Annotated in this window: 22 protein-coding genes; 6 read left to right on the top strand and 16 right to left on the bottom strand. The window is 61.8% G+C overall.

Annotated elements, in window-relative coordinates:
- Positions 1-8 precede the first annotated feature (8 nt).
- The 3 genes from PPGU16_RS22300 to PPGU16_RS22290 all read right to left on the bottom strand — a co-directional run bounded on the left by PPGU16_RS22300 (position 9) and on the right by PPGU16_RS22290 (position 4,891).
- Entirely contained in the window at positions 9-1,757 is a 1,749-nt protein-coding gene (locus PPGU16_RS22300; protein ID WP_180725013.1) for a peptidoglycan D,D-transpeptidase FtsI family protein, read from the bottom strand.
- A 279-nt stretch (positions 1,758-2,036) separates the two neighbouring features.
- The gene (locus PPGU16_RS22295) at positions 2,037-3,578 is read right to left on the bottom strand and encodes a methyl-accepting chemotaxis protein (protein ID WP_180725011.1); all 1,542 of its coding nucleotides are present in this window, start codon (positions 3,576-3,578) and stop codon (positions 2,037-2,039) included.
- 215 nt (positions 3,579-3,793) lie between these two features.
- A complete protein-coding gene (locus PPGU16_RS22290) occupies positions 3,794-4,891 on the bottom strand; it encodes a J domain-containing protein (protein WP_180725009.1) in 1,098 nt (365 codons plus the stop codon).
- 272 nt (positions 4,892-5,163) lie between these two features.
- Here PPGU16_RS22290 and PPGU16_RS22285 point away from each other — a divergent pair, with 272 nt between their 5' ends.
- The 4 genes from PPGU16_RS22285 to PPGU16_RS22270 are packed head-to-tail and all read left to right on the top strand — an operon-like array spanning position 5,164 to position 9,918.
- Positions 5,164-5,934, top strand: coding sequence for a phosphocholine cytidylyltransferase family protein (locus tag PPGU16_RS22285; RefSeq protein WP_180725007.1), 771 nt, complete (start codon positions 5,164-5,166; stop codon positions 5,932-5,934).
- 26 nt (positions 5,935-5,960) lie between these two features.
- Positions 5,961-7,670 carry a phosphoenolpyruvate mutase gene (gene aepX / locus PPGU16_RS22280; RefSeq protein ID WP_180725005.1) on the top strand — a complete coding sequence of 570 codons (1,710 nt, stop codon included), beginning with the start codon at positions 5,961-5,963 and terminating at the stop codon, positions 7,668-7,670.
- Positions 7,667-8,851: a phosphonopyruvate decarboxylase gene (aepY, locus tag PPGU16_RS22275; protein WP_180725003.1), complete on the top strand. Its 1,185-nt coding sequence runs from the start codon at positions 7,667-7,669 to the stop codon at positions 8,849-8,851. Before aepX ends, aepY begins: the two co-directional genes overlap by 4 nt.
- Positions 8,851-9,918, top strand: coding sequence for a 2-aminoethylphosphonate aminotransferase (locus tag PPGU16_RS22270; RefSeq protein ID WP_180725001.1), 1,068 nt, complete (start codon positions 8,851-8,853; stop codon positions 9,916-9,918). The genes aepY and PPGU16_RS22270 overlap by 1 nt, the downstream gene beginning before the upstream one ends.
- Before the next feature lie 810 nt (positions 9,919-10,728).
- Here the strand turns inward: PPGU16_RS22270 and PPGU16_RS22265 are convergent.
- The 9 genes from PPGU16_RS22265 to PPGU16_RS22225 all read right to left on the bottom strand — a co-directional run bounded on the left by PPGU16_RS22265 (position 10,729) and on the right by PPGU16_RS22225 (position 20,017).
- Entirely contained in the window at positions 10,729-11,967 is a 1,239-nt protein-coding gene (locus tag PPGU16_RS22265; RefSeq protein WP_180724999.1) for a porin, read from the bottom strand.
- Positions 11,968-12,051: 84 nt separating this feature from the next.
- On the bottom strand, positions 12,052-13,557 hold the full coding sequence (locus tag PPGU16_RS22260; protein ID WP_180724997.1) for an aldehyde dehydrogenase family protein: 1,506 nt from the start codon (positions 13,555-13,557) through the stop codon (positions 12,052-12,054).
- 25 nt (positions 13,558-13,582) lie between these two features.
- Positions 13,583-14,146, bottom strand: coding sequence for a c-type cytochrome (locus PPGU16_RS22255; protein WP_180724995.1), 564 nt, complete (start codon positions 14,144-14,146; stop codon positions 13,583-13,585).
- A complete protein-coding gene (locus PPGU16_RS22250) occupies positions 14,143-14,640 on the bottom strand; it encodes a c-type cytochrome (RefSeq protein ID WP_180724992.1) in 498 nt (165 codons plus the stop codon). The genes PPGU16_RS22255 and PPGU16_RS22250 overlap by 4 nt, the downstream gene beginning before the upstream one ends.
- Positions 14,637-15,182 carry a methylamine dehydrogenase light chain gene (locus tag PPGU16_RS22245; RefSeq protein WP_180724990.1) on the bottom strand — a complete coding sequence of 182 codons (546 nt, stop codon included), beginning with the start codon at positions 15,180-15,182 and terminating at the stop codon, positions 14,637-14,639. The genes PPGU16_RS22250 and PPGU16_RS22245 overlap by 4 nt, the downstream gene beginning before the upstream one ends.
- A gap of 38 nt (positions 15,183-15,220) precedes the next feature.
- Positions 15,221-15,862, bottom strand: a complete 642-nt coding sequence (gene mauD / locus PPGU16_RS22240) for a methylamine dehydrogenase accessory protein MauD (protein WP_180724989.1) — start codon at positions 15,860-15,862, stop codon at positions 15,221-15,223.
- Positions 15,859-16,425: a MauE/DoxX family redox-associated membrane protein gene (locus PPGU16_RS22235; RefSeq protein ID WP_180724987.1), complete on the bottom strand. Its 567-nt coding sequence runs from the start codon at positions 16,423-16,425 to the stop codon at positions 15,859-15,861. Before PPGU16_RS22235 ends, mauD begins: the two co-directional genes overlap by 4 nt.
- 7 nt (positions 16,426-16,432) lie before the next feature.
- A complete protein-coding gene (locus tag PPGU16_RS22230) occupies positions 16,433-17,590 on the bottom strand; it encodes an amine dehydrogenase large subunit (protein WP_180724985.1) in 1,158 nt (385 codons plus the stop codon).
- 879 nt (positions 17,591-18,469) lie between these two features.
- Positions 18,470-20,017, bottom strand: a complete 1,548-nt coding sequence (locus tag PPGU16_RS22225; protein WP_197986852.1) for a DUF1254 domain-containing protein — start codon at positions 20,015-20,017, stop codon at positions 18,470-18,472.
- 452 nt (positions 20,018-20,469) lie between these two features.
- Between PPGU16_RS22225 and PPGU16_RS22220 the strand changes: the two genes are divergently transcribed.
- Positions 20,470-20,904 carry a hypothetical protein gene (locus PPGU16_RS22220; protein WP_243460657.1) on the top strand — a complete coding sequence of 145 codons (435 nt, stop codon included), beginning with the start codon at positions 20,470-20,472 and terminating at the stop codon, positions 20,902-20,904.
- 423 nt (positions 20,905-21,327) lie between these two features.
- Here the strand turns inward: PPGU16_RS22220 and PPGU16_RS22215 are convergent, their stop codons facing one another.
- Positions 21,328-21,891, bottom strand: coding sequence for a PadR family transcriptional regulator (locus PPGU16_RS22215; RefSeq protein WP_180725178.1), 564 nt, complete (start codon positions 21,889-21,891; stop codon positions 21,328-21,330).
- Positions 21,892-22,325: 434 nt separating this feature from the next.
- On the opposite strand from PPGU16_RS22215, the gene PPGU16_RS22210 reads away from it, so the two are divergent.
- Positions 22,326-23,231: an NmrA family NAD(P)-binding protein gene (locus tag PPGU16_RS22210; RefSeq protein ID WP_243460656.1), complete on the top strand. Its 906-nt coding sequence runs from the start codon at positions 22,326-22,328 to the stop codon at positions 23,229-23,231.
- Positions 23,232-23,291: 60 nt separating this feature from the next.
- On the opposite strand, the gene PPGU16_RS22205 is transcribed toward PPGU16_RS22210, so the two are convergent.
- The 3 genes from PPGU16_RS22205 to PPGU16_RS22195 all read right to left on the bottom strand — a co-directional run bounded on the left by PPGU16_RS22205 (position 23,292) and on the right by PPGU16_RS22195 (position 25,131).
- Positions 23,292-24,065, bottom strand: coding sequence for an alpha/beta fold hydrolase (locus PPGU16_RS22205; RefSeq protein WP_180724981.1), 774 nt, complete (start codon positions 24,063-24,065; stop codon positions 23,292-23,294).
- Between the two features lie 95 nt (positions 24,066-24,160).
- Positions 24,161-24,775, bottom strand: coding sequence for a hypothetical protein (locus tag PPGU16_RS22200; protein ID WP_243460655.1), 615 nt, complete (start codon positions 24,773-24,775; stop codon positions 24,161-24,163).
- Between the two features lie 50 nt (positions 24,776-24,825).
- Positions 24,826-25,131 carry a putative quinol monooxygenase gene (locus PPGU16_RS22195; protein ID WP_180724978.1) on the bottom strand — a complete coding sequence of 102 codons (306 nt, stop codon included), beginning with the start codon at positions 25,129-25,131 and terminating at the stop codon, positions 24,826-24,828.
- Positions 25,132-25,235 lie beyond the last annotated feature (104 nt).

Below are 25,235 nucleotides of genomic sequence, written 5' to 3'. Positions count from 1 at the left end.
TTGCCGCGCTATACGCCCGGCGCGTGTGCCACTTCCGAAGCGGGTGTCTTCACGGGCGCATCGGGCGGCACGCCGAGCAGTTGCAACGAGCCGCCCGTCACCGCGCTGAATACGGGACCCGCCACCGTGCCGCCGTAGAACGCGCGCCCCGCAGGATCGTCGATCATTACGGCAACGACCAGGCGCGGATCGCTCATCGGCGCCATGCCGACGAACAGCGACCGGTAGCGGCCCTTCGCATACCCCGCGCCAACCTGCTTGCGCGCCGTGCCCGTCTTGCCGCCAATGCGGTAGCCGTCGACATTTGCCGCGCGTCCCGTGCCGCCTTCGCTGGTCGCCATTTCGAGCATCGAGCGGATCGCGGCAGCCGTTGCGGGTGTCGTCACACGCTGGCCGTCCGACGCGGCGCGCGTGGGATCGATCAGCAGCGTGGCGGGGTGCAGCGTACCGTCGCCCGCGTACGCCGTGTAGACCTGCGCGATCTGCAGCAGCGATGCCGACAGGCCGTATCCGTAGGCCATCGTCGCCTGCTCGATGGGCCGCCAGCGCGCGAACGGACGCACGCGGCCCGCCGCGACGCCCGGAAACGTCAGCTCCGGTGCGCGGCCCAGTCCGTACTCCTGATACTTGTTCCAGATGGTTTCGGCGGGCAGGTTCAGCGCGAGCTTGGCGAGCGCGATATTGCTCGACTTCTGCAACGCTTCCGCAATCGTCATGCGTCCGTGATTCGACGTGTCGTGGATGACGCTCGGGCCGATCTTGTACCAGCCGGGCGCCGTGTCGATCATCGTGCCGGGCCGCACCAGCCCCCGGTCGAGCGACAGCGCGACTACCAGCGGCTTGATCGTCGAGCCGGGCTCGAACGTATCGACGACGGCGCGGTTGCGCAACTGGCGGCCCGTGAGCCGCGAGCGGTCGTTCGGATCGAAGCTCGGATAGTTCGCGAGCGCGAGAATCTCGCCGCTGCGCGCATCGAGCACGACGACGCTGCCCGCCTGCGCACTATGCTTTGCGACGGCCGCCTTGAGCTGCGCATACGCGAGTTGCTGGATGCGGCGGTCGACGGTCAGATGAACGGTCGCGCCGTGTTGCGCGGGCGTGAGCGGGCGCGTGTCCAACACCACGCGCCCGAGCCGATCGCGGATCACCTCGCGCTCGCCCGGTTCGCCCGTGAGCAGTTCATTGGCCGCGAGTTCGATGCCTTCCTGGCCGTTGTCCTCGATGTCGGTGAAGCCGACCACGTGCGCCGCCGATTCCCCCTCGGGATAAAAGCGCTTCGAATCCGCAGTGCGCGTGATGCCCGCGAGATTGAGTTTGTCGATATGCGTGGCCGTTTCCGCATCGACCTGGCGCTTGAGCAGCACGAAGCTCTTGTCGCCGGATACGCGGTGCGTGAACTCGGCAAGCGGCATGTCGAGGAGCTTTGCCAGCGGCGGCCAGGCGGCTTCGTCGAGCAGCTTTGGCGACGCCCAGATTTCATACGTGGCGAGACTGACGGCCAGCATCGCGCCGTTGCGGTCGACAATGCGCCCGCGCGTCGCGTCGAGCTCGATCGTGCGCTGATAGCGCTTTTGCCCCTGTTCGACGTAGAAGTCCTGATTGACGATCTGCACCCAGAACGCGCGGCCGATCAGCGCAGCGAACGCCGCGAACACGAGGATCACGATCAGCTTCGAGCGCCACATGGGCAGGCGCGCGACGAGGACGGGATTTTTCGCGACGGGCGCGTACGGATCGTGATTTTTCTTGCGGATCATGAGGGCGAAGCCGGCCGTTCTGACAACCGGTCCACAGTGAACGTGGATCAGATTGTAATAAGAACGTAATCTAGGTGCGAGCTTCGCGCAAGGTTTTTGCTTGACGGGCGGCGTTCAGAGGCCGTGCCGAATGTGATCCGGCGCACGCAGGCTGCAGGGCCGCGTTGAAAAAGCCGCGGCCGTCGCCCGTTCAACTGATGCGTCGTCTCCGACGCGGCGTGTTGACGAGGCGCTCGATGAGCGCCTTCTTTTTATTGTTTGCCGCGTGGGACCGTTCGATCAGGCGGGCAGCGAGAAGCTCGAAATCGCCTCGCGCAGGCCGCCGACCTGGTCTTTCAGCGAATGGGCGGCCGCTGCTGCCTCCTCGACGAGCGCCGCGTTCTGCTGCGTGACCTGATCCATTTCGCCGACGGCGCGGTTCACCTGCTCGATGCCCGCGCTCTGCTCGCGCGACGCATGGCTGATTTCCTCGAGAATCTCGTTCACGCGACGCACGGAGGCGACGATCTCGCCCATCGTCGAACCGGCGTTCGCGACGAGCGCCGCGCCTTCCTCGACGCTGCCCGTCGACGTTTCGATCAGCGCCTTGATTTCCTTCGCAGCCGTTGCCGAGCGCTGCGCGAGGCTGCGCACTTCCGCTGCGACGACCGCGAAGCCGCGGCCCTGTTCGCCTGCGCGCGCCGCTTCGACGGCGGCATTCAGCGCGAGGATGTTGGTCTGAAAAGCGATGCCGTCGATCACGCCGATGATGTCGCCGATCTGCTTCGAGCTGCTCGTGATGTCGCCCATCGTGCGGACCACGTCGTCGACCACGCGGCTGCCACGCTTCGCGATGTCGGCGGCTTCGCTCGCGAGCCCGGCGGCTGTCGCGGCGCTTTCGGCGTTCTGCTTCACGTTCGACGTCATCTGGTCCATGCTCGATGCCGTTTGCACCAGCGCGGCCGCCTGCTCTTCCGTGCGTTGCGAGAGATCGGTATTGCCTGCGGCGATTTCGCTTGCGCCGACGTTGATGTTCTCGGTGCCGGCGCGCACGCGCGAGACGGTGTCGACGAGACCCTTCTGCATCGTGTGCAGCGCATGCAGCAGGCTCGCGCGGTCGTTGTGCGCGAGCGGGACGGGCGTCGCAAGATCGCCGCGTGCAATCCGCTGGGTCGCTTCGACGGCCACTTCGAGGTCGCCGCCGAGCGTGCGCTTCACGCTGCGCAGCACCAGCACCATCACGAGCGTCGCGATGCCGCCGAGCACGAAAGTGATGACGAGCCAGCGTCCGAGATCGACGTAGAAGGCTTTCTGCACGTCGTCCATGTACATGCCCGTGACGAGCACCCAGTCCCACGGCGCGAAACGCATCGCGTAGCTGGTCTTCGGCACCGGCGTGTCGCTGCCCGGCTTCGACCACAGGTAGTCGACGAAGCCACCCTTGCCCTGGTTCGCCGCGTTGACGATATCGACGAACAGATGGTTGCCCGCCGGGTCCGTGAAGCCCGACAGGTTCTTGCCGACCAGCGCCGCCTTGAACGGATGCATCAGCATGACGGGCTGCGAATCGTTGACGGACAGATAGCCGTCGGTGCCGTAGCGCAGCGCGGACAGCGTGTCGAGCGCCTGCTTCTTCGCGTCGGCTTCGCTCATCGCGTGCTGCTGCGACAGCGTGTAGTAGCGGTTGACGATCGAATTGGCCTGCTCGACGAGCGTGGTCAGCTGGTCGCGGCGATCGGCGATCATCGACGCGCGGCTTTGCCACGCGCCGAACGCGCCGATGAGAACGAGGCCGATCCACAGGATGGCGATCATCGAGGCGAGTTTCTTGTTCAGAGTCATGGTGTGCTTTGCTTGCGGAGGCTGGGGTTGCGTGTGGCGGTCTTCGGGCTGTGTGTGGGGTCGATGGCGGCAGATACAGGCAATGCCTGACAGGGTTTACGACCGCCGCAAACGGTTGCAGGAGGCGGGGAAACCCGTAATTGGCATAACGCGTATTGGTATGACGAGAAGCTGGGCGCGAGCGCGCCCAGCCTGGGTGATGGCGTTGCGTGGAATCAGATGGGCTGGCGGCGCTTGAGCGCTTTCAACCAGGCTTTCGTTTTCCTGATGTCGTCGAACACGGGCAGATCGTGTTCGATCTCTTGCACCATGTGCACGCGCTGCGCGATCTCGTCGTCGAGATCTTCCATGGCGAATTCAGGCGCTGTGCGATGTCCACGGGGAAAGCCGAAAGCGCTTCTGAATTTTTGCTGAACGTCAGAGAGTTCGCGATCCAGTTCGCCGAGCTGCTCGCGCAATACCTGGTTATAGTGCGCGAGTTTTTCTTCGCTGATACCGTCGATTGTTTTCTGGTCGATATGTTCGAGTTCCAGTTGCAACTCCAGTAGCTGCAGAAGTTTGCGATTCGCGTATGCCTCGTTGACCCGTTGCATCAGCGCGGTCTTACGTGCGCGCTCCTCGGGATCGGACTCGCGATCGGGATGCAGCGCGCTCGCCAGCTTGCGATAGACATCACGCAGCGACTGGCTGATTTCCGCCTTCGCCGCTTCCTTGCGCGCTTCGGCGGCGAGCTGCTTTGGCGTCTTCTTGCGCTTCGCGCGACGCTCCTCGCGTGCCTGTGCTTTTTCAGCGGCTTCCGCGCGCAGTTCCGCGAACTTTTCGGACGCGCGCTTCAAGAACTCTTGTGGAGAAATCACGTCGTCTTCGAGTTCGACGCCGAGCATGTCTTCGATCTCCGCTTTCATGCTTTCGAAGTCGATTTCGGCTTGCTCGTCGTCGCGGGTTGGGGCATGCCGGTCGTAGATCGACTGCAACGTATCGTCGTTGTGAAGGCCAAGCAACGGCTGCACGAGGTCGACGATCAGTTCCGAGACCATTCGACGATCGATGGCGTTCAGGCCTTTATCGCCATGCACCGTGTCGAGCCGATGAAGGAGCTTCACCTGCGCGTCCCACGAAGTTCGCCGCAGCGGTAACAGCACGTCGACATATTTCTTCTGAAAGACGGGCGTGAAGGCTTCCCATTGCGCGAGCCGTCCACGCCGGTTCTCGATCTGCTTGACGAGCGAATTGAAATACCTCTGGCCTTTCGATCGATGCGCCTGATGCTTCTCCGGCGCAATGGTCACTGACCGGCCCGCTGCTTTGCTCATGAAACCCGTGCCTCCCATTTACTGAAAACGCAGCATACCGTTTCATCGGCTGAAACAGCCGGATCAGCGTCGATTTCAATCAAAATCACCACATTTTTCAAACTAATTCCATCAATTGCCAAAAGCGGCCCGGCTGGTCTGCAATCCGTTCTCAATTCCGATATAGTCGCCATTTTTGGCTCGCCGGGACGCCTTCGCGCGCCGCGCGCAAGCCACGTTGAATGCCCGAATAAAAGAGCCAATAAACCTTTAAATCTTTCCCTGGAAATCGAATGCGAGCGATCATTCTTGCCGCAGGCCTCGGCTTGCGACTCCAGCAACCGCCGGGGGAGCAGTTTCCAAAATGTCTGTTGCGCTTCGACGGGGTCACGCTGCTGGAGCGCCATCTGCAAATGCTCGAAGCCGTCGGTGTCGATGAAGTCGTGCTTGCGCTCGGCTTCCAGCCGGAACAGGTCGAAGCCGAACTGACGCGCGCCGGCCGCAAGGTGCCTGAGATCAAGCTGAATCCGCGTTTCGATCTGGGCAGCGTGCTGACCGTGCACACCGTCGCCGATGCCCTCACGCGCGGCGGCGACGTGCTGCTGATGGACGCCGACGTGCTGTACGACGAGCGCATGCTGGCCGCGCTCGTCGCCGGCGAACACGCGAACCGCCTGCTGATCGACCGCGACTTCGAAACCGGCGACGAACCCGTCAAGCTCTGCCTGAAACACGGCGTGCCCGTCGAATTGCGCAAGCAACTGGCCGTTGGCCTCGACTACGACACGATCGGCGAATCGGTCGGTTTCTTCCGTTTCACCGAGGCCGCTGCGCGGCGCTTTGCGGAGATCGTCACGGGCTATGTCGACAGCGGCCGCGCGAACCTGCCGCACGAAGAAGCCGTGCGCGACCTGCTGCTCGAGCGCAGCCACGCATTCGATACGGCCGATGTCACCGGCCTGCCCTGGATTGAAATCGATTTTCCCAACGACGTTGCGCGAGCAACCAGAGAAGTCCTGCCGCAATTGCAGCGGCCGGCTTTGCATGAAGCGCTGAAGCGCTAACTCGGGCCGACCTAGGAGCCACATAAATGAACGCACGCGAACCCTCTTTCGTTTCCACCCTGTCGCGCAGCGCACGCCTGCGCCAGATGCTCACCAGCAACGAACTCGAATTCCTGATGGAAGCGCACAACGGCATCTCTGCACGCATTGCGCGCGAAGCCGGCTTCAAGGGTATCTGGGGCTCGGGCCTTGCGATCTCCGCGCAATACGGCGTGCGCGACAACAACGAAGCAAGCTGGACGCAGGTTGTCGATACGCTCGAATTCATGGCCGACGCAAGCGACCTGCCCATTCTGCTCGACGGCGACACCGGCTACGGCAACTTCAACAACGTGCGCCGCCTCGTGCGCAAGCTGGAGCAGCGCGGCATTGCGGGCGTCTGCATCGAAGACAAGGTGTTCCCGAAGACGAACAGCTTCATCAAGGGCGAAGCGCAGCCGCTTGCCGATATCGACGAGTTCTGCGGCAAGATCAAGGCGGGCAAGGACTCGCAGACGGACGAGCATTTCTCGATCGTCGCGCGCGTCGAAGCGCTGATCGCCGGCTGGGGCATGGACGAAGCGTTGAAGCGTGCTGAAGCGTATCGCCAGGCAGGCGCGGACGCGATCCTGATTCACAGCAAGCTGTCGCGTCCCGACGAGATTCTCGAATTCGCACGTGAGTGGGCAGGGCGCGGTCCACTGGTGATCGTGCCGACCAAGTACTACAGCACGCCGACGGAAGTGTTCCGCAAGGCGGGCATCAGCACGGTGATCTGGGCGAACCATCAGATTCGCGCGGCGACCTCCGCGATGCAGGCTGTCGTCAAGGAAATCTACGAGAGCCAGACACTCGTCAACGTCGAAGACCGCATTGCGACCGTCAACGAAATCTTCCGCCTGCAGGATGCCGACGAGTACTCGGTGGCGGAAGAGCGTTATCTGTCGTCGTCGCGCGTGGCCGGTTCGGCTGTCGTGCTCGCCGCGAGCCGCGGCAAAGGCCTCGAAGCCGTGACGACGGACCGTCCGAAGGTCATGCTGCCCATCGCGGGCAAGCCGCTGCTGCGCTGGCTCGTCGACGCGTTCAAGAAGCAGGGTGTCAACGACATCACGGTGGTGGGCGGCTATCGTGCCGATGCGATCGACACGGCGGGCATCAAGCTCGTCGTCAACGAACGTCACGAGCAGACGGGCGAACTGGCGTCGCTCGCGTGCGCCGTCGACGGCTTGCAGAACGACACCGTGATCTCGTACGGCGACCTGCTGTTCCGCAGCTACATCGTGCGCGATCTGGTGGATAGCGAAGCGCTGTTCAGCGTGGTCGTCGATTCGACGACGGTTGCCGAAGCGGGCGCGACGAACCAGAGCGTGCGCGATTTCGCGTGGTGCTCGGCGGCCGACGATCGCGGTCTGTTCGGCAACAAGGTGCTGCTGCGTCGCGTCGCGAACAACGAAGCCGACGTGAAGGGTGAAGTGCCGAATGGCCGCTGGATCGGGTTGCTGAACGTGCGCGGCGCGGGCCGCGAGCGTCTGCAAGCCGTGATGAACACGCTGCGCGCGCGCCCGGATTTCGATTCGCTCGATATGCCTGCGCTGTTGAATGCGCTGATCGAAGCCGGTGAAGAAATCGAAGTGCAATACGTGCATGGCCACTGGCGCGGCGTGAACGACCTCGAAGACTTCCGTCGTGCTGGCGACTTCGCGCACGAAGCGACACCGCTCGCGAAGAGCGACGCAGCGGGAGGCGCGGCGCAATGATCGAGGCAGCACAGTTCGTCGAGGCGGCGCGCGAGCGCGGCTTCGACTGGTATGCGGGCGTGCCGTGCTCGTATCTGACGCCGTTCATCAACTACGTGTTGCAGGATCCGAAGCTGCATTACGTGTCGGCGGCGAACGAAGGCGATGCCGTTGCGTTCATCGCGGGCGTGACGTTGGGTGCGCAGAACGGTCGTCGCGGCGTGACGATGATGCAGAACTCGGGCCTCGGCAATGCGGTGAGCCCGCTCACGTCGCTGACGTGGACGTTCCGTCTGCCGCAGTTGCTGATCGTCACGTGGCGCGGCCAGCCCGGCGTCGCGGATGAGCCGCAGCATCAATTGATGGGCCCCATCACGCCGGCGATGCTCGACACGATGGAGATTCCGTGGGAGACGTTCCCGACGGAAGCGGAAGCGATCGGCCCCGCGCTGGACCGCGCGATCGCGCACATGGATGCGACGGGCCGGCCGTACGCGCTGGTGATGCAGAAGGGCAGCGTCGCGCCGTACGAACTGAAGGACTCGGGCCGCGTAACGAAACGCGAAGTGCGCGCCGCGCGTGATGTGTCGCGCGCAGTCGCAGCCGACGCATTGCCGACGCGTCATGAAGCGTTGCAGCGTGTGATCGCCCATACGCCGTTGAATTCGACAGTCGTGCTTGCATCGACGGGATTCTGCGGCCGCGAGCTTTACGCGATCGACGACCGGCCGAACCAGTTGTACATGGTCGGCTCGATGGGCTGTATTACGCCGTTCGCGCTGGGCCTCGCGCTGACGCGGCCGGACCTGCACGTGGTCGCGCTCGACGGCGACGGCGCGGCGCTGATGCGCATGGGCGTGTTCGCAACGTTGGGCGCGTATGGTCCGTCGAATCTCACGCACATTCTGCTCGACAACGGCGCGCACGATTCGACGGGCGGCCAGTCGACCGTGTCGCCGCAGGTGTCGTTCGCGGGCGTCGCGGCGGCGTGCGGCTATGCGTCCGCGGTCGAAGGCGATGACGTGGGCCTGATCGACGAACTGTTCGCATCGCCGCCTGCCGACGGCCCGCGCTTCGTGCGCATCGCGATCCGCCGCGGCACGCCGGACGGCCTGCCGCGCCCGACCATTACGCCGCCCGATGTGAAGACGCGCCTGATGCGCCACATCGCCACTTCCGGCTCGAACGAAGGAGCACGTTGATGCTGCTAATGAATCCAGGCCCCGTCACGCTGACGGAGCGCGTGCGTAATAGCCTGCTGCAAACGGACTTGTGTCATCGCGAAAGCGAGTTTTTCGACCTGCAGGACGAAGCGCGCGCGCGTCTCGTCAAGCTGTACGATCTCGATCCCGCGCAGTGGAGCGCTGTGTTGATGACGGGCTCGGGGACGGCGGCTGTCGAGAGCATGATCGCGGCGCTCGTGCCGGAGAACGGCAAGTTGCTGATCGTCGAGAACGGTGTGTATGGCGAGCGTATTTCGCAGATCGCGGCGCAGTATCGCATTGCGCATAGCATCGTCAAGCATGAGTGGATGCAGGCGCCTGATCTGGCGCGCGTTGCGGCTGCGCTGGATGCCGATGAGGCGATTACGCATGTTGCCGTGATTCATCATGAGACGACGACGGGGCGTCTGAACGATCTGAAGGCGCTGGCATCGGTTTGCCGCGAGCGCAACGTGAAGATGCTGGTCGACGGTGTGAGCAGCTTCGGTGCGGAAGAGATCGATTTTGCCGAAGGCACGATTGCGGCTGTTGCAGCGACCGCGAACAAGTGTTTGCATGGTGTGCCGGGGGCTGCTTTTGTTATCGTGCGGCGGGATGCGTTGGCGGCTGCTGCGAGCCGGACTTATTACCTCGGGCTTGTGCGTCTTGCCAGTTTGCAGGATCAGCGGAATACGCCGTTTACGCCTTCCGTGCATGCTTACTATGCGCTTGTCGAGGCGCTGCGCGAGCTCGATGAGGAAGGTGGATGGCGGGCGCGGCATGCGCGGTATCTGGCTCTGGCCGAGCAGGCTCGTGAGGGGCTTTTTGCGCGTGGTATTGGGAGCGCTTTGCCAGCCGCTGAGTCTTCTGTCGTGCTGCGGGCTTATAAGTTGCCTGACGGCGTTTCTTATGAGCGGTTGCATGATGCGCTGAAAGCGCGCGGCTTTGTTATTTATGCCGGGCAGGGTGGGCTGTCTAAGGAGCTTTTCCGCATTTCTACTATGGGGGATATTCATTCTCCGGATATCGAGCGGTTGCTCGTGAGTTTTGATGAGTTGATGCGGTAAGGGGGTGGGTTTTTTGCCTTTGCGGCGCGGGTGGGTTGGGGTGGCTTGCTTGTGTTTGCGCTGGCATCCGCGTGATGTTATTGGTTTGCAAGCGTTGCCCCTGTGCGGGGCGGCACCTACTTTTCTTTGCCGCCGCAAAGAAAAGTAGGCAAAAGAAAGCGGCTAACACCGCCAGTTCTAGTATTCGCCTGAGGGCCCCCAAAGGTTCTTATGCTTCATACGGCAATCACGTCATACATGCTCGTTGCCAGCGCTCTTGCGGTGCGCCTCACCTACTTCACGTTCCCCCACTACAGCATGCCGTGCCAGATAGTCCACGGCCGCCCAGGTGGCAAACAGTGTGTAGGCCAAAGTACTCCACACGCCTCACTCCGGACCGATAGCGCAAGTGTTCCACGCTGTAAGAGCGCTACCCTTTACGCCGCGACAACCTACACACAGTTTGCCACCTGGGGGGCGCATACCATTTGCTGACGCTTGCCTTGGTACGGGTATTTGAAGTGGGGGAGGCGCTCATTTGAAGCGTTGGCAACGCACGCGAACAGAAATGCTGCCGTGTGAAGTGTGGGGACGTTGGGGGCCCGTGGATAAGGACACGTGCTGGCGGTGTGAGCCGCTTTCTTTTGCCTACTTTTCTTTGCGGCGGCAAAGAAAAGTAGGTGCCGCCCCGCACAGGGGCGACGCGTGAAGGGGTACGTCATTACGCGGATGCCAGCGCAAACACAAGCAAACCAAACCAAACCAAACCGGCAACCCGCGAATGCCAGCGAAAAGGCTACCAAACCCCCCGCCGTCGCAGACAAAAAAAACTCAGAAGTTATGCTTCAGCCCAACAGTCACAGACACCTGCTTATCTGTAGTGGAATTCGGCAGATTAGGAATCTGCGCATAATTCACGCTCTGTCCGGTGACAGGATCCGTCCCAATCCCACTGCCAGCGGCTTTCTGAAAAATCCCAACCGCATACAACGTCGTCCGCTTCGACAAGCTATACGTCGCCCCAAGATTGACCTGATGAAATTTCGGCGACCCGCTAACATCGGTTTTCATCGAGTTATAGATATACGCCGCACCCAGCGTTAAAGCCGGCGACAACGCATAAGTCGCATTCACCTCGACGATATCGAACCGCACATCCGCGCCTTGCGGCAGTGTGGCGCTTGCAAAATACTGGCTATCGTCGAGCTTCGTGTGGGTATAAACGAGGCCGAAAGTCGCCGCTCCGAACGCGTACGAACCGCCAACACCCACTGCCTTCAACGAATGCGCATTCTGCAACTCGCAATACATCGCAGTCGGATTCGAACACGCGAAATCGCCGATATAACCCTGCTCACCACCCAACGCAGCATCGAGCGGATTGTTCAGATCGAGATAACCGACGCCGAACGAGAACGGCGCATTGTTATAGCTCGCTGAAACGGCCCAGCCACGCTTCTGCGAAAAATCACCCGCTACGCCGCCCAGCGAATACGTGCCGCTCACGGAAAAGCCCGCAATCGTAGGACTCACATACTGCACTGCATTGTTCAGATTAAGCGCGGCATTCAGATTATCGACATCGCCGATATGGGAGCCATACAACGTAGCCCACGCATTGCTCGAAGCGTACGGCGCCAACGCATTCGTGTACGAGTCGAACTGGCGGCCGAATGTCAGCGTGCCGTAATTCTCGTTGGTCAGGCCGACCCACGCATTCTGGTTGAACAGCGTGCCGCCCTGCACGAAACTACCGCTCCCCGTAAAGAAGCTGTTTTCGAGCTTGAAGGTCACCGACGTGCCGCCGCCAATGTCTTCACTGCCCGTCAGCCCGAAACGCGAAGGCGCGGAGTTGCCGCCCGTGAACTGAAAATTGTGTCCACCGCCGACACTGCCGTCCGCATGCGTGACCTGCTGATTGTTCGTGTACGTGATGCCCGCGTCGACATCGCCGTATAACGTCACGCTGCTCTCCGCGTGCGCAATGCCGGGCGTCGCGATCGTCGCCAGTGCGCCGGCGAGCGCGGCCACCGCCGCCGCGATGGTGCGCGGCGTCGTCCGATGTTTCATGTCTCTTCCCCTTTGTCTTGTGCGTCTGCTGTGCGCGCGTGCGATCCGGCTGCCTTGCCGATGGGCAATGCAGCGTGCGGCCGCTTACGCGTAATTGATCATCACGGACTTGCTTTCCGTGTACTGGTCGATGACCGCGCGTCCCAGCTCGCGGCCAAAGCCCGATTGCTTCATGCCGCCGAACGGCATCGCGTTGTCGAGCAGCGAATGGCAATTGACCCACACCGTGCCCGCTGCGATACGCGGAATCAGCTTGTGTACCGCCGACATGTCGTTCGACCAGATGCTCGCGCCGAGACCATACGGCGTGTCGTTGGCGAGTTGCACAGCGCTGTCGATATCGTCGAAGGGCATCGCGACCAGCACCGGCCCGAAAATCTCTTCGCGCACCACGCGCATCGTATGGTTCGTATCGACCATCACAGTCGGCTCGACGAAGAAGCCCGGCTTGTCGATGAGCTTGCCGCCCGCAGCGGCGCGCGCGCCTTCCGAGAAGCCCGAGTCGATATAGCCGCACACGCGCTCGCGCTGTTTCGCGGACACGAGCGGGCCGATCAGCGTCGACGGGTCCATGCCCGCGCCGACCTTCAGGCTCTTCGCAATCTGCGCGACACCGTCGATCACCTTGTCGAATACCTTGCTGTGGATATAGACGCGCGAGCCCGCCGTGCACACCTGGCCCGAGTTGAAGAAGATCGCGTTGGCGACGCCCTGCGCAGCCTTGTCGATATCGACGTCGGGCAGCACGATCACGGGCGACTTGCCACCCAGTTCGAGCGACATGCGCGTCATGTTGTCGAGCGCCGCGTGACCGATCAGCTTGCCCGTCTGCGTCGAACCCGTGAACGCGATCTTGTCGATGCGCGGATCGCGCGACAGCGCCGCGCCCGCCGTATGTCCATAACCCGTGACGATGTTGACGACGCCTTCCGGATAACCCGCCTCGCGGATCAGTTCGCCAAGGCGCAGCGCGGTGAGCGGCGTGTCTTCAGCGGGTTTCAGTACGACGGTGCAGCCGGTCGCGAGCGCAGGCGCGAGCTTCCAGGCGGCCATCAGCAGCGGGAAATTCCACGGAATGATCGCGCCGACTACGCCGACGGGTTCCTTGCGCGTGTAGGCAAACACTTCGCTGTCCGGCATGTACGGCATGCCCGCATCGATCACGCTGCCTTCGATCTTCGTCGCCCAGCCCGCCATGTAGCGGAAGCATTGCGCGGTCATCGACACATCGAGACCTTGCGCGACCATCACGGGTTTGCCGTTGTCGAGCGATTCGATTTCCGCGAGCTCGCGCGCATTCGCTTCGACGAGATCGGCAAGCTTGAGCAGCAGACGTTCGCGGTCGGTGGTCTTCATCGTGCGCCACGGGCCGGCGTCGAATGCGCGGCGTGCAGCGGCGGCGGCTTGCTGCACGTCGTGCTCGTTCGCTTCGGGCACGCGCGTGAGCACGCTGCCGTCGGCGGGATTCACGACGTCGATCGTGCGGCCCGACGATGCATCCGTCCACTCCGCGCCGATCAGCATCTTCTTCGTCTTCGCGATGAACGCTTGCGTTGCGGCGAGCAGCGGGAAGGTGTTGTTCGTCTCCATGTTCGATTCCTTTGATTGGGGATGTTCAGTAGCGGTCCGCGACGCCCTTGATGCCGCGCTCGTGCAGATCGCGGATCAGTCCGGCGCGTACGGTCGCGACATCGGAGTAAGCGGGGCGGCGGTGGGCGGAGACTTCAGCGGCTGTGTAGGGCTTGAAGTCTTTCGGCAACGCTTCGTGGTTCATCGTCGTCATCAGCCAGTTCAGCACGTCAGCGAGTTCCTGATCGGAGAGCGCCGAGTTCGATGCGCCCGGCACACGCATCACGTACTCGCGCCCGGCTGGCAGATGCTCGAAGTAGCCAAGCGAGTGCGCGAGCGGCGGCACCTTGCCGGGAATGCCGCCACCCGTTGCCGTGTGACAGCCCATGCAGTTGAGCACCCAGTGCTGCTGCGCGAGCGAAGCGTCGGCGCTGCTTTGCGCATTGGCAGGCGAGGGCGGCGCGACCGTCGCGGCGCACGCGATGAGCAGCATCGACATGCGCCGCGTTGCGTTGATCCACAGCGTGGCCGCTGAAGCCGCGCGCGCGCCGCGCGCGGGCTGATGCGTGGACACGCGGTCGCCGGCACGAGACACGCGGGCGGCGTTCATAGGCCGAGTCCTTTGATGACGACGGCGCGTTGCGAATGGACAGCTGAGCTGTCCGTGCTCTGCGCGCGGGCCGCCTTGATGTCGGCGGCGGTGAATGGCTTCGCATCGCCGTGCTGCGCGTTCAGATCGAATACGACGTAGTTCAACACCTGCGCCAGGTCTTCGTCGCTTGCGCTTGCGAAGCTCGGCATCTTGAAGTTGTAGCTCTTGTCGTGAACCTTGATCTCGCCGAACATGCCGTGCACCACGGTCGATGTCAGTTGCGCGCGGCCCGGCGCCGTGGTCGAGTACTTGCCCGGATACTCGGTCAGCGGCGGCGCGAGTCCGTCCTGGCCCTTGCCACCTGCCTGATGGCACACGGCGCACTGCGCGTCGAACATGCTCTTGCCGGCGGGGTAGTGCACGTTCTGCGCATGTGCGACGCCGGGCATCGCCAACGACGCAGCCGCCGCAAGGCAGGCGGCCGCGATTGTTTCAGCGTGATTCATTTTCATTGCTTTGCTGCTCCAAGCAGGACCGAAACCGAACAGTGATAGTTCGAATTGCCGTTCGCCATACACCAGTTGATGTCGTTGTCGAGCGACAGCTTGTAGAGCGGCTTCTCGCGTTCGTTGCGGTTGCAGAAGCACTTGCCGCACGAGGTTTTGCCGCAGCAGTCGTTGTACGAGACGATGTAGTCGGTGCCGTCGTGCGGATTGCGGCAGGTGCCGATCCACGTGATGGGCGAGGGCGTCGTGCCCGGCGGGCAGCTGCTCGACGTGCCGCCGCAGCAGCTGCAAAGCCAGCCGTCGATCGCGCAGTACTTCCAGTAATCGCAGCTCATCGGATCGTCGCTGGCGCCCGATGCCGCAGTGCCTGATGCGCCCGACGCAGCCGAAGCCGCATCGGCTGCATATGCCGTGCGATCGACGGGCAGCAGCGGCAACATTGCCGAGCCGACCAGCACCTTGCCGAGCTTCGCCATCGCGCTGCGCCGCGAACTGCGCTGCGCGACGCTGCGCGCCGACTTCTCGAACAATGAATCAAAAACGCCCATGTGATTGTTCTCCGCTCAGGTTGTTATCGGTTCGGCACTTATGCGTGTTGCTCGTGCTGCTCGTGGCGATGATCGCCGTGCACGAACTCCTGCAGCGACGCGACGCCGCGTTCCTTCGCTTCGAACAGGCTTTCCAGATGCTCGCGCGTGTTGACGAGACCCTTCGCGCGCACCTTGCCGCTGTCGTCGAGCAGCACGGCATACGGCAGCTTGCCGATCTGATACGCCATGCCCAGTTCCTGCGAGAGCACATACGGGAAGCGGTCGAGGTTCTGCTTCTGCGCGAAGCGCTGGTGTTCGGCGAGATCGCCGTCGCTGGCGAGCACGATGTTCACGGGCGTGGTTTCGCCGGGCGACGATTCGCTCGATTGCAGCGAAGGCAGCAGCGGCAGCAGCTTCTTGCAGACGGGGCACGTCGGCGACAGGAAGAACAGCAGCGTGGCCTTGCCTTGCGCGTCCATACCGCCAACCTTCACGTTCTGGCCGCGAATATCGGACAGTTCGAACGTCGGTGCGATTGCGCCGACAGCGGGGCCCTTGTCGATCATCAATGCGCCTGCGGGCATGATGCGTTCGTACAGAATGCCGACCTGGCGAACCAGCGCGAGACAGATCGCGCCGAGCGCGAGAACGGCGATCCACAGGAGCGCGGTGGAAACGGTGAGAGCGGTTTGCATCATGAATTCCTCAAGTGAGAGAGGCGCGGCACGTTGGCCAGCAGCACATCGAAAGTGAGCAGTGCGCAGACGATCAGCAGCACGGCGAAGAAGAGCGTCAGGTAGTCGAACCACACGATCGAACGGGTCGCGGGTTCGATGAATGCGGTGGCGGCGAGGGCGGCGAGCAACACGGCACGCGCGACATGGAACCAGCCGATACCGCGGGGTGCATTTGCTTGCGTTGCCGCTTGCGTCGCGGCAAAGCCCGAGCAGCCGCAGTCGATATCGGTGTGGCCACGCAGGATGTTGAACGCGAGCCCCGCCGCGAACGCGAGCAGCAACGCGACCAGCACGATTGCGCCGATCACGCGCGTATCGGGGAACAGCAGCGCGGCGGCGCCCACCGTTTCCGCTACCGTGATCGCGATGGCGGCGGGCGCCGTCAACGCGTCGGGCAACAGGCGGTAGTCGCCGAGCGCCTGACGGAACGCGGCAGGGCGCCGCCATTTGGCGACGGCGCCGAGCAGCACGACAATCGCCGTGCTGGCTTGCGCGCCCGTCGCGAGTACAGGATCGAGCATCATGTCGGCCTCACGGATTGACGAGCAGCGACGACGTATTGCCGACCTGCTTTTCGACGTGCTGCAGCTTGCCCGTGCGTGCATCCATCACGACGAGATCCGACGTGCCCGTGATGCCGTAGAACAGCGGCTTGTCGTCTTCGCTGACCTGGATCGATGCGATCGGGTCGATCTTCTGCTGCGACAGATCCCAGCGCGCGATGCGCTTTTTCGTCTGCAGGTCGTACACCCAGACTTCCGTGCCGGGGTCCTTGTGCGAACCGTCTTCGCCCTTGTGCATCGCGACGTAATAGCGATGCAGCTTCGCCTGCACGGCCGTCTGCTGCAAGCCGCCGGGACGCCAGCCTTCGGCGCGCTCGGCGTCCGTCAGCAGCGACCACGGCTTGCCGAACACCGGCTTGTCGCCGCGGAAGTCGGCGGTGCGCACCATGCCGTGGAAGGTCGTGAACAGATAGGCGCCCTGATACGGCGACGCATTGATGTACGCGGGGTCCTTGTCGACGTCGATGAACGCGTCGGACATGACGCGCTTCGTTTCCTTGCCGTTCGCGTCGAGCGTCACGGTGAGCGCCTTGCCGCTTTCGCACAGACCCGTGAAGCGGTCGTTACCCGACGGAAACGCGAGCACGCAGGCCGCCATGTCGATCTCCGACAGCACCTTCTTCGATGCGACGTCGATCACCGTCACCGATGCGGCGGGCGTGATGTTCGTCACGTACAGACGCTTGCCGTCCGCGCTGAATGTGGTGTTGTACGGCGACGGCACATGCTGGCCGTGCTTCGGCGGAATCACGATTTCGCCCGTGTGATCGAGCGTTGCGTTGTCGGTCAGTTCGACGACGTCGGTGCGCGTGCCGTGCGAGCCGCGCGCGAAGTACGTGGTCGAGACGAAGCTCGTCTTGTGATCCGGCGAGATCGCGAAGCCCGGCGCAAAGCCGGCGTCGATCTGGCCGAGCAGCTTCTTCGCATCGGCGTCGTACAGGTAGACGCGTGCGTCCGTCATCGACGGCATCGAAATATCGACGACGAACACTTCATGCGGATGCCACGCGGGCAGCTTCTGCACGGTCAGGTCTTCGGGCTTTTCGATTGCGTGCGCGCTGCCGATGCATGCAGCAGCAAATGACAGCGTCGCCGCGATGGACGCGGTTCGTCGCCTTATTCTCATGTCGCCTCCGGTTGAGATTCACGTTGTGTGGGGCGACTGTAGATCGACGAAAAATCGGGCCAACGCCGAAACCGGCAAGCCGTGCGTGCCGATTTGGGATATTGGTAGTCTTGCTGAAAGGGATGTAGGGCGGGTGTTGGGTTACGCGCGGTGCGGCTGTCGGGGGTTAGGGTTTGTTGCTAGGAGCAAAAATGGGGCTTGCTTTCGTGAAAACGTGGCATTTCGACAAGATTGTGCCCCCGTGATTCTCCACAGCATGAAAAGTCGGCCTGTTACCCGCGCCGTTGCTGGCGGACATCAACTGGAGCAAATTGACTTGCGTGTCGAACGTACTGCGACTTTCGATGGTTGGATGAGTCAATCAACCAGGAATGCAGAATGAATGTGCTTACTTTCTTTTCATAGGGCAGGAGTCGGCGATGTCTGCGCAGGAGGCATTTGTCCGGTCTCAGGGGCCATCAAAAGCTCTGAGTTGCGCGAAACGTGCATCCTCCGTCGGATGTTTGGAGCCCGAACAGATGGTCGAAGGGGACATTCACATCGCGGCCGCCAATTGTTGCGGTTGCCCATTGCACGGAACTGGCACGCAAATGGTTGGTCCGCGTGCGAATCCCGCTGCAGGTGCTATGCAAACATCTCGGCCATTGCCGACGTTCGGCGATGGGAGCCGTGCGTCGGCTCCAGGCTGGTTTGCTGCCATTCGTAACCTGGCGTCGGCGAACGACACTTTTCACTATCGATGAGTGAGTCTTGCCGACCCGAAGCGGCCTTTCGTGGCCGTATTTACTCAATGTTCCTTGTAGGAGTTTGAGCCGCCATACGCCGTGTCGAAACTGCCGTTGACGCCGATTTCGCTTCAACGGCGGCCTTCGAATCATCTCAAGCTGCTTTTCGAATTTGAGGCGGCTTCCACGTACCGTTGAGTATCTGCTCCTTGCCCCAATAGGACCGGATATAGAGCGAGAACGTACCAGCAGGCGCGGGCAGCCAGTTTGATTCCTTGTCCGCGCCCGGCGACTTCGCACCCGCATAGAGCGTGAGCGAGCCATCGGCGTTGCGCTTCAGATTCTTGCTCTTGGTGCCGAGCGAATAGCGCTTGAGGTCGTTCGCGTGAAAGAGATGCTTCTCGTTATAGAGCGTGAGCGACCAGAAGCCGTTGACGGGCGGCTCTTCGCCCTTCGCGAAAACGATCTCGTAGATGTTCGCGCCGTTCAGCTGTGTCCCGGACGCGTCGAGATCCGTGTAGAAGTACTGCGTTTCCGTGGGGCGATTGTCGAACATGTTTGACTTGGCCGTGCCCGTACGGTCAAAGTAGTCGAACCCGGTCTGCGCATTGTTCGTTGAGCGGCTCCAGTTGTTGCCGGCTGGCACACCGTTGCGCCGCCATTCGAAAAACGGCCCAATCACATCGCGTTCGGTGTCGGCCGCCGTCGAGACGAGCACCTTCTTGACGTCAGGGTCGCGGTTCGCTACTTCCATCAGCGAGCGGAATTGCGCGTAAAGCGCCTCTTCGCCTGCGAGCGGCGGTACGGTGTCAAGCACCTGGCTAAACTGATCGAAGAACTTCTCGGGAATGACCCACTTCGTTTCACCGCCGCCGCCGCTGTCGCCTCCAGTGTCCTGCGAAGGCGGTGTGATGACCGGGGCATGGAGCCAATCGATCGTCTTCATCCGCCCGTCGAACTGCTTTAACGGATAGAACACGACTTGATTAATCACCGGCTGGATGGCTTTCTTGTCCTCCGGCGTATCGTTCTGGAACACGCGAGGAATCGCGTTGGCGAGCGCGGTCGGGCAGCGAACGATGTCCGTGATGCCGGCAGGCTTGCTGCCTTTCCAGTTCGGACCCACGAGCAGGTAGAAGCCACGGCTTGTTTCATAGGGCTTGCCGAGATGGCCGAACTGATTGGTGCGGGCATCGTACAGGGCATAAACCCAGAAGCGGTCACCGAAATCGGGGACCTGCGCGACCACCGGCTCTTCGTCGAGCGAGAAGAAGCCGAGACCATAGACCACGTCCTGGTTCGGACAGGTCACGAAAGTTTCGGCCGGATCGATGTAGTCGTGCAGCATGGCCACTTGGCCGCGCGGCGCTGCGGGTAGCACGCCGTTGAGCAGGCCAGGATGCGGCGCCTGTGTGATGCGTGCGTTCCGGTTGAGCATGTTGACCATCGGCCAACCCCATACATAGGCCATCCGGGCGATGACTTGAGCATATTCCGGATGCATCGCGATTCCCGGGGGAGGCAGGATTTCCGACGCCGCTGGCGGCGCATTAGAACTTGAGCCCTTTGTTGGGTTGCCTTTCGAGTCTGCGGCGATAGCCATCTGAGGCACCGCAGCCACCGACGCATAGGCCACCGGCAACATCCCGCCGAGCACAGTGAGGAGCCTGCGGGTCGAATTCACATCGTCTTGATCTGCCATGCCTACCTCGCGAGTTAGGATCTCAGCATTCAAAAGATTGCAAACATCTTCCTTCACACGGCAACGCGGTACTTACCGTATCAGAAAATGGCAACGCAAACTTTCCATAAAGGAAGATGACGACCTGGAGCGACGTCGATCGCGCAGAGTGAATGAAACCGGGCGCATGTTTGGAAGTCGACAGGCGGGAAGCGGGTGATAGCAGACCTCTAATGTCAGCCTAGGTGAGCTGTCGAGTGACCGCACATGGCCGGTAGTACGCGTTCACATCAGATACCAGCGAGCAGCCATTGAGGATAACAACGAATGCTCTGCATAGCGTTCTCGAACGAGTGCTATCGGCATGGAGACATTCGACACTGCTGCCCAGATCATCCACAATCGACCGCCCGCCGTTTCGCTACCCGCGGATCGACAGCCCTACCCGATCCTTAAAGAACGCAAATTGCACCATGTACAGACCGTGGAAACCACTGGGACAGCTTTTAAGAGGCGACTGGCCGGGTTTTGAGTTGACCGCGAAGGGCCGTAGTTTGACGGTTGACCGTTACGTATGGCGCGATCGTGTTTGCGTCGGTGGACTGCGGATCCACTTCGAACAAAGCGTTGCCGGCCTTTACTTAGTCGACGAAAGTGTTGAAGTCACGACACATTACTCCGCTGTCCCGGCGGAATTCGACAACTCTGATCCCACATGGCGCGGATGCGAATTGTGGCTTGAGGAGAACAGTTCGCGAATCGAGTTGCACGGAGAGCTAGGGAAAGTGAACTATGAGCGCTTGAACAGCTACTACATGGTTGGACAGACTGTCGTGCTTGTCGTCGATGCGGAAGATGAGCCGATCGTGAGCGAGCTGGCAACCACATCATTGCCGAATTGGGAGTGACTGCTTTGGGGAAGGTTGAAGGTCCGTTACGGCTTGACGTCAAACTTCCGCCCCCGGCCGCCCGTTCGTTCGTTCGACATTACGCTTCAATGAGGTCGACAATCCGTCGATCTCCACGTACGCAAATCAGCCACGAAGCGGCGGTGACTCGGTAGATCGAACGTTGGCTTCAACGACGCTAACGGATTTTCCTCGCCGGCGGCGACGAGCGTAGCTTCATCTTCCTCCCCGCATCCGTCGAGAATGCCCGTCCGTGACACCCTAACGAACTCGCACCGGTTGCGAAGCATCGCTGCGGAGACACACAGTCTGTTTGTCTACCTGGGTGCACCGCGCGCCATCGTCGAGGATGATAGCGCCTCCCTCGCCTGGTGCTTCCTTTGGGCAGATTCCCGCTGCGCGCCGACCTGAATTCGGCCGGGATCAGGTTGGCCTGCGAGCAATCATTTCCGCCACCTCGTCACACCACGCGATATACGCCTGTTCCGCCAACACGCCGCGGCGCGTGACCAACAGCGGTCCCAGCTGATGCTCGGTCAGCACGGCCTGCCTTTCGAGAAAGAATTCAAGCTGGGCCTGATGATCCGCGCGCACCGCACGAATCTGCTGTAGCGCTGTCTCGCGCGGCAGTAAATCGAAACATAACACCCGCAGTATCTGTTCGTCCTTGATGGCCGGGCGCGGAGAACCATTGGCCACCCAGGCCGTCAGCTCCTCCCGTCCAGCGTCGGTCACGCTGTAGATCGAGCGTTCCGGTCCGCGCGTTCCCGGCGCGCGTTCCGATTTGATGAGTCCGTCCTTCTCCAGCTCGCGCAAAGCAGGGTACACGGAGCTGTGCTCAACCGACCAGCAATGCTGGCCCGCCATCTGCAGCCATTTGGTCATTTCATAGCCCGAACGCGGCTGGTTATATAGCCCGGCGAGGAGAACATTTTTCAGTGGTTTCGCCTTGCTTGCCTTGGCTTCCTTCAAATCACTCACTCGCATTCGCTCCTTGATTGCGTCGATGCGCACGCGGAATGACTATGTTTTTTTTGACATAGTCATAGGAACCGTGTCACTATGTATTTTTCAACATAGATGATTTTATCATGTATGCGGCCTCCGTTTTCCCTGTGCCCCTTGGCTGTGGCCGCGCGAGCCTTCTCAGCTTTCGCCGGACGCGGTCGCTGCGCCGCGTCGCTTCCTCCGGGCACCAAGGCTGTCTGAGTCGAGGCGGCGCCGACCGGTGCCGGGTTCGACGATTCCGGCCAGACCGTCCAGAAGGGCCGCTGCCGATGCGCACCGGCCCGGTCTGCTACGTCCTCGCTTCCAGTGCGGTGCGTGCGAACGTTGATGCCGCGCAGACGTGCCAGGCTGGCGATTCCTGAGGTCCGTTGCTCATGTCCTTCATCTTTCTCACGAACACAAGGAAGAGAATCTTGTCCCAAGAAACCATCCTCGTCACTGGTGCCGCCGGCAGCGTCGGCTCGACCGCGCGCGCAGCTATCGCCATCCTGCTGGAGCAAGGCCATCGCGTACGCGCCATGGTGCGCAAGCTGGACGCGCGCGCCGACACGTTGCGTGATCTGGGCGCCGAAGTCGTGGTCGCCGACATGCTCGACATCGTCGCGGTGCGTGCGGCCATGCAAGGCTGCTCAGTGGTGTATTTCACGATGTCGGTTTCGCCCAACTTCCTGGAAGCGACCACCAACGTCGCGGTCACAGCGAAAAGCCTGGGTGTGAAGGCCTTCGTCAATCTGTCGCAGATGACGCTGTCGCAAATGAGCGAGACAGAGACCACCGGCAGCCCGCAACAGAAGCAGCACTGGCTCGCAGAGCAGGTGCTGCGCTGGTCCGGCCTGCCGGTGGTTTACCTGCGTCCAACCGCTTTCTTCGAAGGCTTGTTCCTGCCGGCGGCCCAGGGGATCCGGGACGACAACGCTATCCGCCTGCCGTTCGCTGACGGCAAGACCTCTCCGATCGCCGCCGCCGACGTGGGTGCCGCCGTTGCTGCTGTGCTGGCCAACCCGGAGCCACACATCAGCAAGGTCTACGAACTGACCGGCCCCCAGTCGCTGACGATGGCCGCGCTCGCACAGGAGTTCAGCGGCGCACTGGGCCGCACCATCCGATACGTCAACGTGCCGCCGCAGATCTGGGAAGCCCGGCTCCAGGAGGCCAAACAGCCGGCTCATCTGGTCGCGCACCTGATCGTTATGGCTCAGTTGCATCGCGACAACCGCTACGACCGCATGACCCACACCTTCGAGCAGTTAGTCGGTCGCGCGCCGATTTCCGCCGCCGAGTTCGCTCGGCGCCATGCGGCCGCGTTCACGCCTGCCTGATCGGCCTTTCTAACCGCCCATATGGCGTCAGGCCGGCGGTAAGCGCCGAAGAACGCTCCGTCACTGACCAGACCGCTGCGCTGCCTGTTCGATCAGTGCGGCGACTTCCCTCGGATGGGATTCGAACACCGCATGGCTTGCACCATTGATCTCGACCGTATTCGCGTGCGCGCGCTCTGCGTACATGCGTTCGAGGTCGGGACTGATGATCTTGTCGGCCTTCGCGACCATATACCAGCTGGGCTTCGCTTTCCATGCCGGATCGGAAACCTGTGCGGAGAACTCGGATACCGCGAGCGGTATCTGCGCATGCGCTTCGAACTCGGCCTGCGCGCGAGGCAGGTCGGGTGCGAACTGGGACGGATAGTCGGTGGGCTTGAGGTAAACAAAATGATCCGGCGTTGCGACGATCGATAGCGGGCCGACGGGATACTTCTTGCCGTTGTCCCCGATGGTTTCACCCGCGTCGAGCGCGTGCGCGGCGATGTAGACCAGCGACGTCACGTGATCGTCGTTCCCGGCTTCACTGATGATCGCCCCAGCGTAGCTGTGGCCGACCAGCACGCACGGACCATCGAGGCTATCGAGCACGCGTTTCGTGGCAGTCACGTCGTCGTTGAACGATGTCAGAGGTTGCTGAACCAGTGTGACGTGGTAGCCATCCTTCGTCAGAATGTTGTACACAGGACGCCAGCCTGCGGCGTCGGCGAATGCGCCGTGGACTAATACGATATTCTTCACCGGTGCGGCAAAAGCGGGCGCAGCGGCAGTGGCGAGCAGGCAAAGTGCGGCGGCGGCCTGCGCCGTTGCTGATCGTAACGTGAGAAAACGCATCGTCAATCCTTGAGTCGGGAACATGTCAAAAGTAATTAGGATTATTGAATGGATGGAAACTGGAATCGCTGTATGATCGGGATGAAGCGTTGCTGTTAGAACTGCGGCGCGATGCCGTCCTTTTCAACGAAAAGCACATGCGCGTCGTAAACACCGCCAGTGCCTGGCGTCACTACGAGGAACACCTTCTTTCCTGCCGTCAGATCCGTTCTGCTCGCAGGAACCGGCGTCACGACGGGCACGTTCTCCGGCACCGTCACTGTGCTGGAACCGCCCTTGTATGAAAGATTCAATTCACGGCCGCTGGTGCCGGTGACAACCGACACCACGTTTGCATTAGTCATCGTGCTGTTGGGACCGAAGTCATACGCGAAATGCCCTTCTGCTGTACCACGCGCTGCCTCGGGAAAAACGATCATCGAAGTGGCCGTCAATTTTCCATCGCTGCCCGTCAGCGCCGGTGTTCCCACATACGAACCGATTTTGGCGTCGGAGAGCCTGGCGGGCTTGAGAGCCGAGACGCCGACGTCCGGTTTGACATCGATCGATACAGTGTCGCCGCTCTTCCGGTGTACGGTCAGCAATTCGCCTTTGAACGACACGATATCGCCGCGAATCCGTTCCGGTTTGACGTCGGGCGTCTGCGCGAAAGACGCGCTAGACAATGCAAGGGCAGCGAACAAAACGTATGGTTTGAAATGAATCGACACGAACTGCTCCATCTATATGAACGGGATTGAATCAGGACGCCATCCGGCACTCACGCCAGCAGGTTCTTCATGCCAAGAACGTCGATCGCTTCTATCGATGGAGGATTTGCCAGCATCTCGCCGGCGCAGGCCATCAGGGCACTGGCGATACTGCCGTTCAGGTGTGCCTGGCGATCCGCTTCACTCGCGAAAGCGTCGAATACGCCGAACGTCGTCGGCGACAGCTTGAGGGCGAACCAGATTGGCGTGGTCGACTCCCGATTGGCCATCTCGAGCCCGTCGACGAGGAAGTTCGCGACCGCCTGCTCCTTTCCCGGTTTGGCTTCGAGTCGGACAAACAAGGCGTGTTTGATCATCGTTGTTCTCCAGTGCTCCGCATGAGGGGGTCATGAGGTGATCGACACTGTACAAACGGAACGCGCGGGCGAATACGCCCGCGCTCGACAATTTTGGTATCAAT

It is taken from the genome of Paraburkholderia largidicola, from assembly GCF_013426895.1.
GTDB lineage: Bacteria > Pseudomonadota > Gammaproteobacteria > Burkholderiales > Burkholderiaceae > Paraburkholderia > Paraburkholderia largidicola.
The sequence above is the reverse complement of the archived record's forward strand: the minus strand, read 5'-3'. Positions and strand labels throughout refer to the sequence as shown.